17 protein-coding genes are annotated in these 18,937 nt (G+C 41.2%); all 17 read right to left on the bottom strand.

Going from position 1 to position 18,937, the window contains the following annotated elements:
- Positions 1–15 precede the first annotated feature (15 nt).
- Positions 16–837 (bottom strand): glycosyltransferase, encoded by an 822-nt coding sequence (locus tag ACH3Y6_RS13835; RefSeq protein WP_490836213.1) that lies wholly within the window; start codon positions 835–837, stop codon positions 16–18.
- Positions 821–1,894 (bottom strand): hypothetical protein, encoded by a 1,074-nt coding sequence (locus tag ACH3Y6_RS13830; RefSeq protein ID WP_490836212.1) that lies wholly within the window; start codon positions 1,892–1,894, stop codon positions 821–823. Before ACH3Y6_RS13830 ends, ACH3Y6_RS13835 begins: the two co-directional genes overlap by 17 nt.
- Positions 1,895–2,020: 126 nt before the next feature.
- Complete coding sequence (locus ACH3Y6_RS13825; protein WP_490836211.1) at positions 2,021–2,881, bottom strand: glycosyltransferase family 2 protein; 861 nt, start codon at positions 2,879–2,881, stop codon at positions 2,021–2,023.
- Between the two features lie 2 nt (positions 2,882–2,883).
- Positions 2,884–4,734, bottom strand: a complete 1,851-nt coding sequence (gene asnB, locus ACH3Y6_RS13820) for an asparagine synthase (glutamine-hydrolyzing) (protein WP_490836210.1) — start codon at positions 4,732–4,734, stop codon at positions 2,884–2,886.
- 2 nt (positions 4,735–4,736) lie between these two features.
- Positions 4,737–6,467: a heparinase II/III domain-containing protein gene (locus tag ACH3Y6_RS13815; protein WP_490836209.1), complete on the bottom strand. Its 1,731-nt coding sequence runs from the start codon at positions 6,465–6,467 to the stop codon at positions 4,737–4,739.
- 11 nt (positions 6,468–6,478) lie between these two features.
- A complete protein-coding gene (locus tag ACH3Y6_RS13810; RefSeq protein WP_490836208.1) occupies positions 6,479–7,678 on the bottom strand; it encodes a polysaccharide biosynthesis protein in 1,200 nt (399 codons plus the stop codon).
- Positions 7,678–8,667 carry a glycosyltransferase gene (locus ACH3Y6_RS13805; RefSeq protein ID WP_490836207.1) on the bottom strand — a complete coding sequence of 330 codons (990 nt, stop codon included), beginning with the start codon at positions 8,665–8,667 and terminating at the stop codon, positions 7,678–7,680. The genes ACH3Y6_RS13810 and ACH3Y6_RS13805 overlap by 1 nt, the downstream gene beginning before the upstream one ends.
- Positions 8,664–9,794 (bottom strand): NAD-dependent epimerase/dehydratase family protein, encoded by a 1,131-nt coding sequence (locus ACH3Y6_RS13800; RefSeq protein ID WP_490836206.1) that lies wholly within the window; start codon positions 9,792–9,794, stop codon positions 8,664–8,666. The genes ACH3Y6_RS13805 and ACH3Y6_RS13800 overlap by 4 nt, the downstream gene beginning before the upstream one ends.
- A 13-nt stretch (positions 9,795–9,807) precedes the next feature.
- The gene (locus tag ACH3Y6_RS13795; RefSeq protein ID WP_490836205.1) at positions 9,808–10,380 is read right to left on the bottom strand and encodes an acyltransferase; all 573 of its coding nucleotides are present in this window, start codon (positions 10,378–10,380) and stop codon (positions 9,808–9,810) included.
- Positions 10,377–11,066 carry a CatB-related O-acetyltransferase gene (locus tag ACH3Y6_RS13790; protein ID WP_490836204.1) on the bottom strand — a complete coding sequence of 230 codons (690 nt, stop codon included), beginning with the start codon at positions 11,064–11,066 and terminating at the stop codon, positions 10,377–10,379. Before ACH3Y6_RS13790 ends, ACH3Y6_RS13795 begins: the two co-directional genes overlap by 4 nt.
- A gap of 1 nt (position 11,067) precedes the next feature.
- Positions 11,068–12,264 (bottom strand): hypothetical protein, encoded by a 1,197-nt coding sequence (locus tag ACH3Y6_RS13785; RefSeq protein ID WP_490836203.1) that lies wholly within the window; start codon positions 12,262–12,264, stop codon positions 11,068–11,070.
- Positions 12,261–13,955 carry a hypothetical protein gene (locus ACH3Y6_RS13780; RefSeq protein WP_490836202.1) on the bottom strand — a complete coding sequence of 565 codons (1,695 nt, stop codon included), beginning with the start codon at positions 13,953–13,955 and terminating at the stop codon, positions 12,261–12,263. The genes ACH3Y6_RS13785 and ACH3Y6_RS13780 overlap by 4 nt, the downstream gene beginning before the upstream one ends.
- Before the next feature lie 47 nt (positions 13,956–14,002).
- Positions 14,003–15,163: a UDP-N-acetylglucosamine 2-epimerase gene (neuC, locus tag ACH3Y6_RS13775; protein WP_490836201.1), complete on the bottom strand. Its 1,161-nt coding sequence runs from the start codon at positions 15,161–15,163 to the stop codon at positions 14,003–14,005.
- Positions 15,157–16,158 carry an N-acetylneuraminate synthase gene (gene neuB / locus ACH3Y6_RS13770; protein WP_490836200.1) on the bottom strand — a complete coding sequence of 334 codons (1,002 nt, stop codon included), beginning with the start codon at positions 16,156–16,158 and terminating at the stop codon, positions 15,157–15,159. The genes neuC and neuB overlap by 7 nt, the downstream gene beginning before the upstream one ends.
- A complete protein-coding gene (locus ACH3Y6_RS13765; protein WP_490836199.1) occupies positions 16,155–16,712 on the bottom strand; it encodes a GNAT family N-acetyltransferase in 558 nt (185 codons plus the stop codon). Before ACH3Y6_RS13765 ends, neuB begins: the two co-directional genes overlap by 4 nt.
- A complete protein-coding gene (locus ACH3Y6_RS13760) occupies positions 16,699–17,631 on the bottom strand; it encodes a hypothetical protein (protein ID WP_490836198.1) in 933 nt (310 codons plus the stop codon). The genes ACH3Y6_RS13765 and ACH3Y6_RS13760 overlap by 14 nt, the downstream gene beginning before the upstream one ends.
- 15 nt (positions 17,632–17,646) lie before the next feature.
- Positions 17,647–18,936: a DegT/DnrJ/EryC1/StrS family aminotransferase gene (locus ACH3Y6_RS13755; protein WP_490836197.1), complete on the bottom strand. Its 1,290-nt coding sequence runs from the start codon at positions 18,934–18,936 to the stop codon at positions 17,647–17,649.
- Position 18,937: the final 1 nt, after the last annotated feature.

The following is an 18,937-nucleotide window of genomic DNA, read 5'->3' as shown; positions in this document are numbered from 1 at the left end:
CCAAAGTTTACTATTTTAGTTGCTCATTCTTTTCTGTAACCGCATTTTATGTAACCTGTCATAGATAAACGCCGGGAGTAACCCGACTATTAACGGTCTGGCAGCAAAGATAATCATGTAAAAAGGCAAGGTTAGCCGCTTGATAGTCAAAACCATTGCATAAGATTCGTTAATACGGAACCTGAATTTTCTCCTGCTGTATGCGTCACGGTCATCTCGCATTTTATACAATGGCGCCATTAAATTGGCACCCTTGAGGCCCAGCGCATACATTTTCGACCAAAGATCATAGTCCTCCACCCGCAATAGCCGATCAGAAACGGAATATCCCTTCACTGCTTCAAATGCTTCCCTGGTGAATAGGCTTGCCGCATGACAAAAGGGTGTTCCCCGGATAAAATCGTATTTGTCAGGGTATTCCTTCAGTTTGCTGACTCCCCAATCTCCATTCTCATCAAAATGAACCATCGCAGAACTGACGATACTGTACTCGGTATAACGTTTGATAAAATCAATCTGCTTTTCCAATCTTTGCGGGAGAGAGATATCATCACCGTCCTGTCTGGCCAGATACTTGCCCCTTGCTGCAGAAAAGCATTTATTCAACGTATAATTAAGTCCTTTGTTGCTATCGTTTTGCAAAATCTGTATCTGTTCGGGATACTTATTCTTCAGTTCCATCGCCAGGGCAAGTGTATCGTCTGTAGAGCAATCGTCACACATAATAAGTTCCCAATCACTATAGGTCTGATTCACTATCGATTCAACGCTTTCCCGTAATGTAGGGGCACAGTTGTATATGCCCATGAGAATTGAAATACTATATTCCTTCTTCAAGTCTTTTTCTTTTACTTACGCAGATAAATGCTGTAATAAACTGTCCTGCCCCAGACATTCCGGCAGGATAATGGAAAGTTGCAATGAACAGAATAAGATAAACACTGTTCCGAAATATATTTTTTCTGTAAAAAGAGAAAAGAATAAAAAAATAGATAAACAACCCTAATAATCCCATCGCCGATACGAACCCAAGCCAACCGAAATCCCCCGTAGTATTCTCCAGAAGATCCGTAATCTGGGCGCCAAAAAAAACTTTTACCGCATCACTAAAATTCACCACTTCATTATATTGTTCAATCTTGAAGTCCAGCAGAAACCAATAATAATCCAGGCTGAACTTAGGAAACAATTCGTAATCAAGATTCATCATTATAATCAGCAGGATCAAAAGAAAGACCAAAGAGAAGAGGATGGTATACATCCCTTTTTTTGTCTTCAGCTTCCTTCCGAAAACATTCTTTAGCAGAATCATTAGCAGGTAACACATAAGGCCACTCCCAGAGAAAAAAAGGAATGTGATCAAAAACAGTAGTAATTTATCTTTTATACCAAAACGAACACCCCCATACATTTCAATCATCATATACAGGCAAACCAGCGCAGCTGATGACATGGAAGCATTGCCCCCGAATGAGAGCGGCCGGTAATAAAAGAGAAATTTAACTGCATGAGGATGTCCTGAATAAAATATTGGCGCAGGGATAATTGTATTGATCAGGAAGGTTTCCAAAAGAATAGAGAAGCAAACTATCCTGAAAAAAGTCTTCGAAAGCACCCTGTGTTCGGGATATACTTTCAAATATATGAGATAAAACACAACCCCTAACCAGAACCTGAAATTCTTGAGAACAACCACATAGTCGTTCGACAGAAAATACAACAGAAACATATAAAGCCCCAGAAGTAAAAAACCCCAAAACTGCATTGCAGTAAGTTTGATCTTATTGGCTTGCAGCACTATTACACACACAGCAAAAAAAAACCCAAGCAAAGTTGTGCCGAGAAAGGAAGAAAAGAATGTAGCAATCATTGCCATCAATGACAATACATTCACAATTTTCAAGTTCCTTAAAGAAAAAGTAGCTATCTGCATTAATATCTGAGAAATTCCTTTTATGTCAACTATGTTCCACCCGTTTACAGTTTGGCAGTGGTCATGCTGAACCAATATCCGCTATTTTCATGGCGACAGGAACAATAACCTTGTGTAGGATAAAAAAAGCCTGAAAGAGGTGTATTTAAAAACAGGACGTAACCTACTCATTTTTTTCAAAAACCCGTCTTTTCTCATCAGTATTTTTATAAAGAATATCCCACTGATATTGCGTTTTACGGTATGTTCCGTCATCAGGCTGCGGTATAGAAAGAAAATTGATTTCCGGCCGTCATATACGTTGATCAGTTTTGAACTGATACGATCCTCATTATGGCTGTAATACCTGACCAAAGGTTCATTTAAGACCCCAATCTTACCAATCAGGAACAGCTTTAACCACAAATCCCAATCCTGGCATGAAGGCAGTAACGGATTGAAACCTTCAATTTGTTTTAAAGCTGATGTCCTGGCCAGACACATTGACGCACCGCCGAGAAAATTATAGCACAACAACTCCTGATTATCAATCGCAAGAGGGATATGTTTTGTTTTCGTACCCAGTTTACCTTTGTCATGAACAATCAGGAAGTCGCTGGTAATAGCAACATATTCCTTATTCAGATTCAGGAAATCTATTTGTTTTTTTGTTTTTTCGGGCACCCATTCATCGTCATCATCGATAAATGCGATAAACTCACCTTGCGCAAGATCAATACCCAGGTTCCTTGCCTGAGCTGCTCCAATGCTATGTGTGTTAAAAATAACCTTTACACAGGGATCAGTCTGTTGCAATGCGGACAGATAATCTTTCGTACCATCAGTGGAGGCTTCGTCAATAATAATTATTTCAATGTTCGCCCAGGTTTGCTTTTTAACAGACTCGATCGCTCTTTTCAGCACAGCCAGTCGGTTCTTGGTAGGAACAATAACGGTTACAAGTTCCATAGCTACTTAATATGAGAATAATACCATGTGGAGAAACAAAATAAAATGAACATCTCTGATACAAGCATACTATCCGACATTGATTTTTCAGAAAAATAAACATCTGTGTTGATACGCTTCAACATATCGATGTCCCGTATGGCCATTATACGTTCCCTGAATGTATCGTGGTTCTGTGCAATCCAATGACGCACAGGTCCTGAAAACCCCTGTTTTTTGCCATTAAGGGTGCGATCATCCACTCTGCCTTTCGCCATGAGCCGCATTAATAGCCGTGTCTGATCCGACGAAACGTGCATGTCCGGAGCATATTGATAACTCTCTTTAATCAGATTTGTATCCAGCAGTGGCACACGTCCTTCGATTGTATTAGCCATCGTCAATTGGTCAAGTGTATACAATAAAAGATCCGGCAAGTATACTCTGAGGTCAAAATTGATATGGCGGTAAAACAAAGGTTGGTCCGGATCGATCTTAGGAAACCTGCCAATAATATCACTTGTTATATAGCGGTAAAAATCGGTGTTTTTGGAGAAATAAGAATTTGCCAACATCGGTGACCCACCTGAAAGTAGCATCATATCAATTCCGGGATCCTGTAAACGCGCTTTAAAAGGTGCATTATTCCGGATCACTCCACTCAATAGCCTACGGGCAGCGAACGGTGTCTTCAACCAAAGATTCCTTGCTCGGTTATAACCGATATAACGTGAATAACCGCCCAATACCTCGTCGCCACCGGTACCGCTTAACAGCACCTTTACGGAATCGGCGGCGGCCATTTCTGATAAACAATAAGTAGGAACAATTGCACTGTCTGCAACAGGTTCGCTCATTCCACCAAGCGCCTTATCGAGGTATCCAATAATTTCATCCGACCTGATAATCCGTTCGGTATGCCTTGTATGATATCTTTGCGCAAGAGAGGCTGCCACGGGCAGCTCACTTTGCTGCAGTCCATCATCATAGCCCGCGCTGTACGTATGCATTCCTTCATAATGTTTTGCAGCACTGGCTACTATCATACTGCTGTCGAATCCTCCGGAAAGAAACGCACCAACTTTAACATCTCCCACAAGCTGTGACTCTACGCTCTTATCCAGTACATGCAACAGATTTTCTGAAGCTTCTTCCGGCCTTGTACGTTTTCTGCTACTGTTCGCCGGTGGTGTCCAATAAGACCTCATGGTTATGTGACCAGAGGTATCGATGATCATATAATGAGCAGGTTGCAGTTTTTGTACGCCTTCATAAATTGACATATTATTAGGAACATAGTTTGCAAACAAGTACGCAATCAGTGATTCCCTGTTCATAGTTATTCCATTACCCCATGAGAGCGCCTGTGACTCTGATGCAAAACTTAGTTGTTCCACATCTGCTTTGTAATAGAAGGGTTTAATACCCAGCGGGTCTCTTGCACAAAACAATTTTTTCTCCATGTTGTCCCAAATTGCAAACGCAAACATTCCATCAAACTTACTCAGGCATTCCTCTTTCCATTGCGCATAGGCTGCGAGTATAACTTCCGTATCGCTGTTTGTGCGAAACTCATGACCCAAGGATATCAAGGTTTTTCTGACCTGCAGGTAGTTAAACAACTCACCATTATAAGTGATCCAATATCTTTCCTTATAGGCCATCGGTTGTGAGGAAGTGGAAGAAAGATCTATGATGGAAAGCCGCCTGTGTCCCAACGAAATGCCTTGGTAGCTGCATCTATCATCTAACTCACGAAGCCAGATACCTGCTGCATCTTTCCCCCTATGCACCTGCCTGTTACAGCAATGGGAGATTTCATTGGAAGAAACCTTTCTGTTATCAAACTTTATTATACCGGCAATACCACACATAATTAGAAGCTAAAAGTTGTTTTGATAGTAATAGGTAAGATCACATGATTTGAATACTGAACACATACAGCCGGAATTGCTGTACCGTATTGCTGTGAGTCGGAATACCCGCTTAGTCTCACTGACCCGCTTTCATCCTGGAGGGAAGAGATGCAGACTATTCTCTTATCTGCGACCTGTATGACCAATTTCCCATTTTCTGTTTCCACCTTCGCTGAAGGGTGAAAATGCCAGCGTAGCTCAATATCATGGTGCGAAGATCCTGAAATAATGTCCTGAACTACCATTGTATTGTCTCCAAGGGTTATTATACGTGTATGGTCAGTTATATTCGGTATCCTTTCAAAGCCGGTATGCTTCAATACGATTGTATTTTCTCCGATCTGTGAAACTTTAATAACCGCAGATGAGTAATAGCCCGGATTCCACCCACCATTTACATTCAAAGGTTCAGCTACAGGTGAGAAACCATCAACCAGCAGGCAGTTGTGTCCCTGCCCTACAATCTGTTGTTGTGACACAGGATCTTTGGTATACCTGAACCGGCCGGCATCAGACAAAATGATACGATCTTCTATTGCCCAGATAAAACTACCAAGATCGTTGTGGCCATGCGTTGGATATTTCAAAGGATACTCGGGGTAAGGAATATTGCCGGTAATAGACTGGCTGTTAGCACAGACAAAAAACCAGCCGTCCGATATATCAACTCCATGATTCAACACAGTATCACTGCGATAGTTATGCAAGAACCGCAACCTATTTAGAGAAACCGCTGGGCATATATCCGGAGAAATATCTCCGATGTTGGAACGCAGGCCCAATGTCCCTGCCACAATTTTTTCCGTAGCCTTGCTTACATTAATAGCTATCACCTCTAGTTGATGCAGGTACTCATAAATTATTGCCGATCTTTCTATACAGGCTTTTGCGAACCATATTGTATCCATTAACCAATTCGCTATCACCACCTGGTAATGCGTTGAACGCTCTCGAAGAAAGCCATTAGTGGATATCATTTGTTTTGCCATTTCTGCAAACAACCTGATCCCTTTCTCAACAGAATCAATATGACCGAGAATTGACCCGGCTATCACAATTGCACGGGCATTATTCAGGATATGATTATTGGTTCTCTGGCCAGGATAATACTCAAGATGCGCATCGATCCAATATAAACTATTGCGGAAAAAAGAAACAAGTTTAGCCTGGTCTGCATTTTCCATGAGTTCAGGTCTTGCAGCCAGTAAAACGGCAAGGTTGGCTACGCGTTCAGAACTGGAATATGGCTCCCATTCTGGTTTCTGATGGTCCTTGTATATATCTATCCATTCACTGATCTCGTTCAACGCAGATATAGCAACCTGTTTATCCGACCATATTGCAACAATACATTGAGACCATCTATGTTTGAAATAATATTCTTCAATATCACCAGCTCCATCTGTTCTTTCAGTACAAATCGCAGCCAGATGAGTATAGTCATTTTGAGTGAATGGGGGCAGCAATATTCTTTTATCAAACGGCTCAGCTGCATTTGTGAGTCCCTCCAAAAAAGCAGGCCTCGTTCTTCCTGCATGGTGAACGTCTGCAGTACGCATCCAAGGCACAGATTGAAAAACACGTAAAAAGAACAGATTGCCAAGATCTACCATTATCTTTATCGTAAGAAGTGGCCTTCGTTTCGCACGGTATATAATATTATCAAATTCTTTACGGTTAAAAAAGCCCATTACAAAACAGGTTACATTTTTGAGTCAAGGGATATCCCAGTTTCAATATGATTAAACTCGGGGATATGTTTGTTGAGAAGACGTACAATATCATCTTTTAGCAACCCGGGCTCATCAAGCACTTCACGAAACTCGCTGACCACAGCTGAAAAATCGCTTTGCTGGTACTGGGACGTCTCGGTCGAGATTACACCAAGCATATCAAATCTTGATAAATTCACCTTTTCTTCATCGGTATAGAATTCTTCATACAATTTCTCTCCGCTGGAATCTGCTTTAGAATAATAAACAGGGTACTGACCAGTGGACAGAACATTTCTCTTACTCCGTGCATCTTCTTCTGATTCACATACATACTGTGTGTAGCCAAGGGCACTTAAGAACTTTTGTAAAATATCTGCAATATTGATCAGGTCATTTTCAGGGTGCAATTTTGGGAAGAAAATTTCGGATGAGTTTCCGAGCAGGCAGGCCATAAGACAGATCTGTCCTGCTTCCTCTGGTGATACAAAGAATCGCCTGACATCTTCCGGGCAGGATAAAGGTTGTTTTTTATCCATACGGCGCCTGAAACTCTCCAGCAAACTGCCATTCGAAAATGCCACATTGGCGAAACGGGCAGTTGTTACTTTGAAACTGTTTGAATATGACATTATCAGGTGCTCCATCATCTTCTTACTCGCACCCATAATATTAACAGGGTTTGCAGCCTTATCCGTAGACACACAGAAAAAATGCTCCGGCGGATAAATGCGCAGTAGTTCCATCAGGTCAAATGCCTGCAACAGGTTGTTCTCTAATAATGCTTCTATAGAAAATATATCCTTCTCACTACGCACATGTTTATGAGCTGCAAAATTGGCAACTATCTGGAAGGGGCCATGATGCAGGAATATTTTCTTGAATATTTTATTGGAAAAAGAAATCGGATATGTCAATAATTCAGGAAGGCTGTACTCAGCGGTACTGCGTAAGTCTCTGATTACCTCGGCAAGACCGTTTTCATTGGTATCTATTATAATAATCCTGGCGGGTTCCAAAGGTATCAGTGCTTTGATGAAATGGAATCCGATTGTTCCTGCGCCACCAATAACCAGCACATTTTTTCCTTTTGCCTTTCTTCCCATTTCTGTATAGTTATCAGTCAAGTCTTTTCTAAAAAGACTCACCTCCCTTCCTAATACCGTGTTTATCAGATCAGTCTCATTCATTATTTATTGTTTTTTGATGCTATCAGTACCAGGGACTTGACAAATAGATCAGCTAACCTCGCAACAAATCCTGGTACAAAAAAAAACAATGCTATCGGATCATGTTTTCTTACTACGCTCAAATGGTATTCGAAATTTTTGTACCCTTTCTGCCCGGGACTTAACAGATAAACCATCCATAATTTCATTATAGCCGTTCTGAAATAGGCACGTTGCAGGCCGGACATTTTTATCTCTCTCAATTTTGTAAGTAAAAGCCTGAAAAATTCCTCATACTCAATACGCCCTTTTAGCGTGCTGCGGATTGTTTTGTTATGCTGACGGAAAAAATTGAGAGGTTCTGCTATATAATAGCATGAGTATGTTTTGAATATGCGGAAAAACAGATCCCAATCACAGCACGCTTTGTACTCATGCGAGAAAAATCCATGTTCCAGCAATGCCTGTTTTTTAATAAGTGCTGCACTCAGGTTCGGAATGACACAGGAATGCAATAGAAATTTGTTCATCTCATCACCTCTCAACAAGGTAGAACTCTGGCATCTTGTGCGGAATGCTTTTTCACGAACAACAAAATCATCTCCCAGTATTTTATTACCACTATCAATCATCAGACTTTTACAGAAAGAAATTCCAACTGACGGAGCACTTTGCATTCCTTTTACCAGCTCCGCAATCATACCTGGTTTACAATCATCATCGCAGTTTGCAAAAATGACAAACTCGCCTTTGGCTAATTCCACCCCTTGATTACTAACAGTAACCCATCCGCCATTTTTTTCGCGATACACTAATTTCACTTTAGGGTGTGAACGATAATTTTCAAGTACTTCTCTGCTGTTGTCAGTTGAACAATCATCAATAACAATGATCTCAACATCCTGATAAGTTTGTGCGATCAAACCATCCATCCGCTGACGCAGAAAGCCGGCATGGTTATAACTTGCCACTACGATACTTACTAAACCCGTCATAAATTCCTGTTTCATTTCAGTAATCCGCGTTTTTTTAATTCATCCAAACTGCGTTCATAATTATCTTTTTGTATTTCTTCTGAGAGCACCCACTTTACGAATGATTCCATCCCTTCTTCTATTTGTACTTTCGGAGTGTACCCCAGTATCTTTTGTAACTTGGTGATATCGGCATAGTTATGTCGGATATCGCCTATACGGAATTGGCCTGTGACTTTCGTATCCACTTTCTTCTTCAGTAACTGCTGCAGTTTACCGGCAATCGTACTCACATCTGTAGCAACGCCTGATCCCACGTTAATCGGTTCAAAAATGTGCTCGGTCGTTTCAACGCCAAACAGTGTAGCATTGACGACATCATCAATAAATACAAAATCGCGGCTTTCTTTTCCATCTTCAAATATATTCAGACCCTTATCGTTCCTTATTCGTGTCGAGAATATAGAAAGAATACCTGTATAAGGATTTGACAGCGATTGGCCGGGACCATATACATTCTGATAACGAAATGCGATCGCAGGAATATCCAGCGAACGACATACGGTCAAAACCATTTGTTCCTGATTCAACTTGGATACACCGTAAACGGATGTAGGATGCAGGCGGGAATCTTCGTCTGTCGGCTGTACACTTGCGTTTTTTCCACATACCGGACAGCTGAAATCAAAGTGTTTTTTTTCCAGTTCGGCCAGGTCACGCGATTTGGGATAAAAGTATCCATGCTCACCGCAACTGTATTTTCCTTCGCCATAAACAGCCCGGGAAGAAGCAACAATCATCTTCTTTATCGGCAGTTTATCGTTTGCTACAATATCCAGTAATAATGCCGTGCCACCGGAGTTTACCTCAGAATATCTATGCACTTCATACATGGATTGTCCAGTACCTGTTTCGGCAGCAAGATGTACAATCGCGTCAACGGATTGCAGTGCTGCTCGCAAGTCGTTTTCAGAAGTAACTGATCCTCGTATGAAATCAACCTTTCCTTTTATTTTCTGCAATAAGGGCGACTTTTCAGGGTCATCTCCATGTATCTGCTTCGAAAGATTATCCAGCACGCGAACCTTATGCCCTCTTTCTATCAAAGCCAGCGATAAATGTGATCCGATAAACCCGGCTCCACCGGTAATTAAAATCTTCATATAATTTTCACTATTAATTAAATACTCTTTCCCAGGTTTCCGTCGCAGCATTATATCGCTTGAGCACTTTTGCCGGTACACCTCCGGCAATGCAGTAATCAGGAATTGGTGTTGTAACCACTGCATTGGCAGCCACAACACTGTTTTTGCCTACGGATGCCATGATGCATGCATTTTCGCCGATCCAGCAGCCTTTACCCAATACCACTTCACCCGTAAAACTCACCGGCTGATGCATAATAGGTTTCCGGATATCGCTAAACCCATGTTGGTTGTCTGAAATATACACCCTGTTTGCCAGCAACACATAGTCTTCCAATACTACTTTTCTTACACAGGTAATATGAGCAAAATCACCGATTGCACAACCGCTTCCGATTACCAGTTCCGGATCATATTCATCATTCTTCATAGCCAGCAACCAGCCATGTCTCTGCACTACAACGCCTCTTGAAATCGTAATGAATTCCTTTCCCTCGATGCGAACCGATGGACGGATAATCGTTTTAAAGTCAAGATGTTTGAACTTTCTTGAGTTAAAGAGGTAATAAATAATGGATAAAAGCCGGAAATAATAACCTGTCATTTCGAATAATCGTTTGCAAAAGATTGCACATCATGAAAATAGGACGCATTTTTACGTAATGTATCATCGTCTATTTCCCACCATTCAGACAAGAGTAACTTAGCTATAATATCATCAGAAAATCTTTTCTTGATTTCTTTCGCAGGTATACCTCCAACAATCATATAAGGCGGTACATCTTTTGTCACAACTGCACCAGCAGCCACAATGGATCCTGTTCCGACCTGTACGCCATCCATAATTATCGCTTTCTCACCAATCCAAACGTCATGACCGATTAAAGAACGTTTAGATGGTTGAAATATATCTTTTTGCAGGAATTTCGTAACAAGTGGTGTGTTATAAAGCGAAAAAACCGGGTGTGTGCTAACTCCATCAGTCTTATGCAATCCAGGACCTATGGAGACATCAGACGCTATCGAGCAGAATTTGCCGATCTCCGCATTTATAATTTTCGAATTCCGCTGCACATAAGTATGATTACCTACCTGGCTGTCGATTACGATTGTGTTTTGAAAAAAAACGCATGATTGCCCCAGCACAGAATTGATAACCTCTGCACCTGAGTAAAACCGACATGCCGGATGATTAATCTCATTCCGGCCGCGTATATACAAACGCCTCATTCCTGTTTTCACTTCTAAAAAAAGTAGTGATAGCAAACGGAAAAAATAGCGAATCTTCATATTAGCTTTGATCTATAGTATTTTTCAAGATTAACCATATGGATTCAAAAGGACTATCTTCAGTTTTGATATAAGTATCCATGTAGCCTTTGTAGGCTTTTTGATCTACGGTAAGTCTTTCCGTATAGAATTTTACATCAAAGGTGCTGTTTATATCACACACAGGAGCATTCAATAACGAAGCAGCTGATTCAATATCAGCCAGGTACCAACTATTCCTGATCTCATCATTCACTAAAAAGAAAACTGGTTTCTTCCATAATACACAGAACGAGATTGCAGTAGACGCATGTGCAAACACGGCTACCGAATCCTTGATCAGGCTGGCTGTTTGTTTAAAGAGGATCTCCCGATCGCCAAAGTATTGCTGATACAATGAGATATCCGTAGATGGATACGCGGCAATTTTTACTACATTCCCAGTTTCTTTTTCATACTGCAGGAAGTAGTTCTGTAATGCATCCAGGAATCCTTCTCCGGAAACAGGGTTTTTCAGACCCATCTCAGCATTATCTTCATGGCAGGCTATGTTTTCATCCAGGTAAACAGCAAATGGCTTTTCAGTTCTTTCGATGTTGTTTTTTTTATCCCTGTCGGCATTAATTTCCAGGAAGGTTTCACAATCAAAACTGTGAGCAGGAACGATTTTCCTTGCCTTGAAAAACCTGGGATTTGATTTCCACGAAGTACCGGATACCAATGCTATATCCGGTGTAAGATCCTTCAAGAACAAAGCATAAAACCTAAGCCAACGGGCATATATAAAACGCTGTATAAGCCGGTTGGTTAAAACAATCCTGATTTTATTGATAATAGATTGCGTTGAGCGAGTTGGTCCAGGTGAAGGATATGGCCCACTGTCGATCACAACCACTTTACAGCCACGGCTGATCAGAAAATGAAAGAGCTGCATTGACGCAGTTGAAAAAAGTCCGACAAAGTCGATCACGTATGCATTTTCCAGGTTCGTTGTATTCTTCAAATCCCTGTAAGTATTGATCCTTTTTACATAAGAAAAGAAAATGTCCGACCTTCCGCGGCTTTTACTAGAAATTGGCATTAACCATTCCGAGCAATCGAGGACAATCAGATCAAACTGATCCGCCAATCTGTCAATATTGAAACGGATTAAATCAGACTCGCGAAACGGATTTTTAACCGCCACAACCAACTTTTTCTTTTTCCCCTTGACTATCATACTTCCAGCATTTGAGGCAAAAGCGGCGTCACCTGTCGCAGTAAATTACCCTTGTATGTTTCAAAGTCTTTATGAAGATACCCGATATAATCTACCAGCTTATCCATATTTTTTTTCAACCGGTTTCTTTCAGTACCTCCCGGCAAATCAGCGATCCATGCAGCCACACTATCATAGGCATCCTTTTCATCAATGACCACTTCGGGATTCATTTCCCATGAAAGAAATAACTCGGGGTCTTTGAGAAAATCGATATAAAATACCTGGCCACCACACAATGCCAAATCACTTGCCGAATTCGATATCGACGTGATAAATACATCCGTTACCGTCAGGAAGTCAAGAAGCATATATTCTTTATCAGTCAGTATGATTCCGGGATATCCATCTGTATAAGATCTATAAAAATTGCTGTACCGTGACTCGGGTTGTACAGGCTTGGTCCTGATGAACACCAGCACATTTTTAATTTCAGATAACTTTTGTGCAAGATGCATCAATTTTACTTCATGACGATAGGTAGGATCACAGATTCCGGGGGATAAAATGGTTACCACACACTTATTCCCTTTCAGACCCTTCAATTTTCCAATCCGTTCAATGTCACTACTATCCTGAAGAAATCTCCGGTGATTATCATACGAACCAGTATATAAAAAATGATTCGTGCGGGCTCTCTTTTTTTTCAGGAGATCAATGGTATGCTGTCCAGCCGCACACATCACCTGATAATTAATAAAAATTTCAGAATGGAAATATTGTGTACTTATATAAGCGTTCTTGGGTATAAAGATCGTTTTTGTATTTCTACTGTGTAAAAAATCGTTTCTGATAGCTTTTACTGTTTCCAAGTGTTCATAAGTAATAAATACATTATTGCTGCCTCTAACAGATTGAGACCGGCCACGAATAATAACATTAAAAAGCTCTAGAAATGCAGCCCCATGCTTCATGATCTGGTACGTGGTAACAGTTTTCCAAAGAAACTGAATGAGCCTGTTTCTGAAAAAAGAAAGGTCGTCTTTTGTAAGCCCCAGCACGGAGATGCCATACTGCTGAACAGCATCATCAGCGAACGACTTCCTGTTGTGCCTTTCGGTTACAAACCTGAGATTATGATAATGGCTGAACAATGAAGCAAACATATTCAGCGTGGAGGTATCATCTACCAGACATATGATATCCCGTTCATAAAAAAGATTTTCGTTGCTCGAATTGGTTCTTTTCTGGTGAAAAAGTACCAGTGGGCCAAGCAACAGGGAAAATATAAACTCCGGGAATGGTGACGATTTACGGAGTCTGATCTTTGAGAACCCGGTAAGGTTACCGATATATGGATCGAGATATCGTCGCGATAACTGTATTACAACTGCTTCCTGTGGATTTTCAACACAGTACCTTTTTGCCACTTCAATAAACTCGAATTTTAAGTATAACCTGTCAAAGAGAAATTTATTACAATGAAGCTGACAATCGATTCCAAACAATACCGACATTTTCGCAGCCCATTTGCTGACATCCATTGCCTGTATCATCTCAAAGGCATTATTGTAAGCATTTTTCCTGATGTTCGGTGTATATTCTATACAATTAAATTCTGTCTTGTTAATATTTGATGCATACTTGTTTAGCAATCGCTGCGCAAGTGGAATGAAACGGGATCTATTCAGGTACAGACAAGGCTCTTTCATAGCTGACTGATACAGATAATTCCAAAGTGACATTTTCTCAAAAAAAATCATCTGCCTATATCATGAAAGGGTTTGGAAATACTTTTATCCAAAGCATAACTTGAAAGTACCTTAACTATAGTACTACTCGTATTTTTTCTATAGTATGGATTGACTACGCTTTTCAATGTCCGCCTGAAAGAAGATGAGTACAATTGGTCAATTGCACTAATAATCGATTTTCGTTTTGCTGCACAGTTAATGATATTGGCTGCTGCGAGCCGCCCTTTCTGTCGGCCACCGATATTGATCGCGCCTCTCTTAAAACTTGGGAGTTCTATGATCGCGCTGGAAGAATTTCCCAAAAGACCGTCTACATATTTTAAGCAAGACAGGTACCGAACACTTCCCAGTGATTTGAAAGCCACTGCGTTGGACCGGGTTGTACAGAACTCGTTAATCATATCAATGATTACCCTGCCAGCAACATCGGAATTTGGATAGGTAAAAATGATTCCGATCTCAGGAAATTTAGACAACGCGGCCAGCATCTCTCCAAACTGGATTGCAGGCGATATTTTTGAAAGTGTTTCAGGATGATAAGTAACCAGAAGATTCCGGCTCCTGAAAACATACCCGATGTTTTTCTCCAGCTCGGAACGGGTAAGCAGCTTCTGGCTGTATATCGCTTCTATGCCGATGGCGCCCACATTAAATACCCGTTTGGGATCTTCTCCCATTTGTATCACGCGTTTCCTGTATGCTTCAGTTGCAGTGAAATGCAATATCGAAATTTTAGATATAGAATGACGGATCGCCTCATCGAAAGCTCCTTCTGTTGTTTCACCACCATGAAGATGTGCGACCGGGATCTTAAAAAAAAGCGCACTTATGGCAGCTGCGAAAGACTCGTATCTGTCGCCCAGTACCACCAATATATCCGGAGAAAGTCTTTCGAGTGCATCTGCAAATCCGATCATCCCAAGACCTGTTGATTTTGTGATACCCGATGCTGTGTCTGAGCTCAGCTGCATTTCCACCCTTGCATCGATTGTAAATCCGTCCTTTTCTATCTCACGGTATGTTAATCCGAACTCGGGAGATAAATGCATTCCGGTCACAATCACCTGGAGTTGAAGGACGCGGGACTGTTTCACTTTACTCATCAATATCCGTAGTAACCCATATTCGGATCTACTACCGGTAACTATACAGACCTTTCTTAACATGTAATTAATTCATCTGTCAAAAAATCTTTTTTAGCAACTGTCCCGATAACTTCGTCCCATTGCATAGGAGAAATACCGATGCCAGGTCTTTTTACGGCAAGGTTATATTCCGTAAAGATTTCACCCTTTGCGATGTCGCACGCTGCCACAATCGATTTACGTGCCACTGCCATATTTTTGATTTCACTCGGACTTGGCTTTTTTACTCCTTCCCCCATTGCCGCTTCTATATTCCTGATGCAGGAAACCATTTTAAAAAGTTCATCAGGCTCTAAGCTGGCTGCATGATCAGGTCCGGCCATTGTTTTGTCGATCGTAAAATGTTTTTCTATAACAGTCGCACCTAACGCAACAGCTGCAATAGGCACTTCAATACCCAGTGTATGATCCGAGTAGCCCACCTGCAAGCCTGTATGCATTTTGATAGTGCCCATTGCATTAAGATTGACCTCTGCAAAAGGCGTTGGATATTCCGTTGTACAATGAAGCAGGATCACTTTATCCTTATCCTGTCCTGCTTTTTCCAACACTGCGAGTGCATTATCAATATCTTCCATTGTTGCCATTCCCGAAGACAGGATCACATTTTTATTATACCCAGCTATATGGCGTAATAAAGGCAGATTCGTAATTTCGCCCGAGGGTATTTTAATGAGGTCTACCCCCATGTTTATAAGGAAATCGATGCTTTCACTGTCAAATCCTGTTGAAAGAAATGATACTTTTTTTTCTCTGCAGTAATCGATAAGTTCCAGATGTTGCTCATGAGTCAGCTCAAGCCGTTTAAGCATCTCGTACTGTGTTTCAGACTTATCCGTAGACATGGTTTGATAGACTGCTTTTTCCGCATCTTTCTTCACCAGTTTATCGGCTTTGAAAGTCTGAAATTTCACATAGTCTACACCCGCAGCTGCAGCTTTATCTATGAGCTGTCGGGCAATTTTCATATCGCCATTGTGATTCACCCCGGCTTCTGCAATGATCATTATTCTCATACGCTACGTTCAGCTTTGTTCAAAATACCATATTCAATAATATTATGATACCGGCCACTATTAAAGATTGCCTCCCTTCTTACCCCTTCCTGTTCCATTCCAAGCTTCAATGCCAGTTTTTGCATCCCGGTATTCTCTGAAGATGTTCCACAATGGATACGGTGCAGGTTCAATGAATGAAAAGCATGATGGATCAGCAACTGTCCGGCTTCATACATAATGCCTTTCCCGTGGAAAGTAAGCTCCCCGAGTAGAAAGGCGATCTCTGCATTTCTGTCTATCCAATTGATGGCCTGTAGACTTATATTACCAACATGCAAATCCGTATCATTTATACAAACAGCAAGTACAAGGCTATTCCTGGAACCAAAGGAGCTCGTTACAAAACTCTCCAGTGATTCAACCGTTGCAGGAAAACGGCCGTGTGAATTATATTTGACCACTTCCGGGTCATTCAGCCAATACCTGTAGTTGCCGTTGATATCTTCCTTTAAAAGTGCACGTAGATGAACAGTCTGCCCCTTCAAGAAAAAATTCGTTTTATTGATTTCCATTATGTAATATTTCTGTCAACTGTCCGCTATCTACAACCTGCCCCAGATCCATCTCTTTAAGAGGGTCATATTTTGTTTCCGGCCCAAGAAAACGATATACATTTTTCCCCATTAGCGATGCTTCAATCAAAAAACTTGAAAAAAAACCTATTACGCCTGCGGAATAGTATATCAAGGTGTTACTGTCGGTCTGTGCAGAAACAGTCATCCAGTTTTTACCAAAAAGCGACTCAATTCGATTTATATCTTGGTTAGGATGCGGTTTAAAAATAAAATTAAACTCACTTATCCCGCTGATAAACTTGTTTAATTCTCTTGTAGCCGACAACTCATCGAAACCGAATTTATCGATCCCATTTACATTAGATAAAGGATCGGGGGCATATATGATATATGGTTTTGAAGAAGGGATATCTATTCCGAAAACAGCAGATAACTCTTCTCTCTTTATGGAAGGTTTCCAGGAAGCTATATACTTGTGATAGGGGTTACCTGTTATCCTTATCAGACTGGCAGGCAACCCTTCCGCAATACCCAATTGAGCCGCTCTTTCATCAAGTACCCATATCTCATCCGGGAATATATACCCTTCTTCTACAGAAAAGCGCGTCATGAATGATGTCCAATGATCAACAAAGGAAGCAACGGGTATCCGTTTATCTTTTGCCGCTGCGATAAACCGCTTTTCGATATTTGAGCTATATGATGTACCTGTAATAATTCTGGCCGGAGAGAATCTGTCGATAATTTCACAAACTTTACCGGACAATCTGATCACATCCAGGCCAAAGTCCTTAAAAAAGGCATAACTCCTGTCAGAAATGATCAGTATATCTTCTTTACGGTAATTACCCGCAAGTGCCAGCATGGGCTTTGCTCCGCCGGGATCGCTAAACACGAAAAGAGTTTTTTCACTCAAAGCGCAGGATGTTATTTATTTCAATTCATGGATATTCTCTGCTACTTTGTTAAAGGCAGCTATCACATCATCCATGTCCTGTTTTGTCATTCCAGGACGCATGTACTCATGCGTAAAAAGTTCTTCAAAATGGAGCTGTTCCGTTACCGGGCAAATTCCCTTTTCATATGAAACAGCACCTTCATATTTGCTGCAATTGAATGAACAATGTGTTGCTCTTTTCTGATACAAAGGTTGCAGGTATATGGGTTTGACATAACCGGCGCCGATCAAAGGTGTATCCTCGCGAAGTATAGCAGAAGGTATTTCTGCCTTGATGGCGTTGATAAATGTATTCCGATGAACTCCGAAAACCTCGCTGTTGTATTTGAAAGCCTGCAGATAATAAACATGCTGGTTACCTTCCTCCACCACCGGTGGTTTCAATCCGGTAATCTTACCGAGCGCTTCTGCAAAGTATGCTGCATTTTCCAGTCGTGCTTTAAGAAGTCCATCCAGTTTATCTAATTGTGCACAACCAACAGCGGCTTCCATTTCGGTCATCCGGTAGTTGAATCCGTGGGTATTGAAAGGGTTTTGTACTCCTTTAGGTTCAACGATATTTTCACCATGGTTTCTTATCAGTAAACATCTTTCAGCGAGGTTATCATCATTTGTAATGATCATCCCTCCTTCACCGGTATGAATGTGTTTATGATAGTTGAGACTGAATATACCCATATGACCAATTGTGCCCACAAGCCGGTTTTTGTAATATGCAAGGGGTGCTTGGGCACAATCTTCAATAACATATAAGTTATATTTTTGGGCAATCGCCATTATTTCATCCATCCTCGCAGGGTTACCAAAGATATGCACCACCACTATGGCCCTGGTCCGCGGTGTTATACACCTTTCGACACTTTCTGGATTAAGTCCAAAATTATCATAGTCAACATCCGCAAATACAGGAACAGCTCCATAAATAACCGGTGCCAGCGCACTTGCACTCATCGTGTAAGGCGAAACAATCACTTCATCCCCGGGTTGTATTCCGCAAGCCCCGATCGCTGTAAACAGGCCTGATGTATTTGAATTTACCGAAACCGCGTATTTGGTCCCAAACTTCTCCTTCCACCGGCTCTCAAATTTCTGAACAGTTGGTCCGCCATAGAAATCCTTATGCCATGCACCCAAGAATTGCGACAGATTTCCACTTTCAAGCACTTCCATCACAGCAGTTTTTTCTTCAGCACCGATCGTGTTATAAGCAGGAAATAACCGGGTTCTAATGGGTTGGCCTCCTTTGATAGCTAGTTTTGCCATA

Source organism: Sediminibacterium sp. FW305-C-269 (assembly GCF_058231045.1).
Note: the sequence above shows the minus strand (reverse complement) of the source record. Positions and strands in the feature narration are given on the sequence as shown.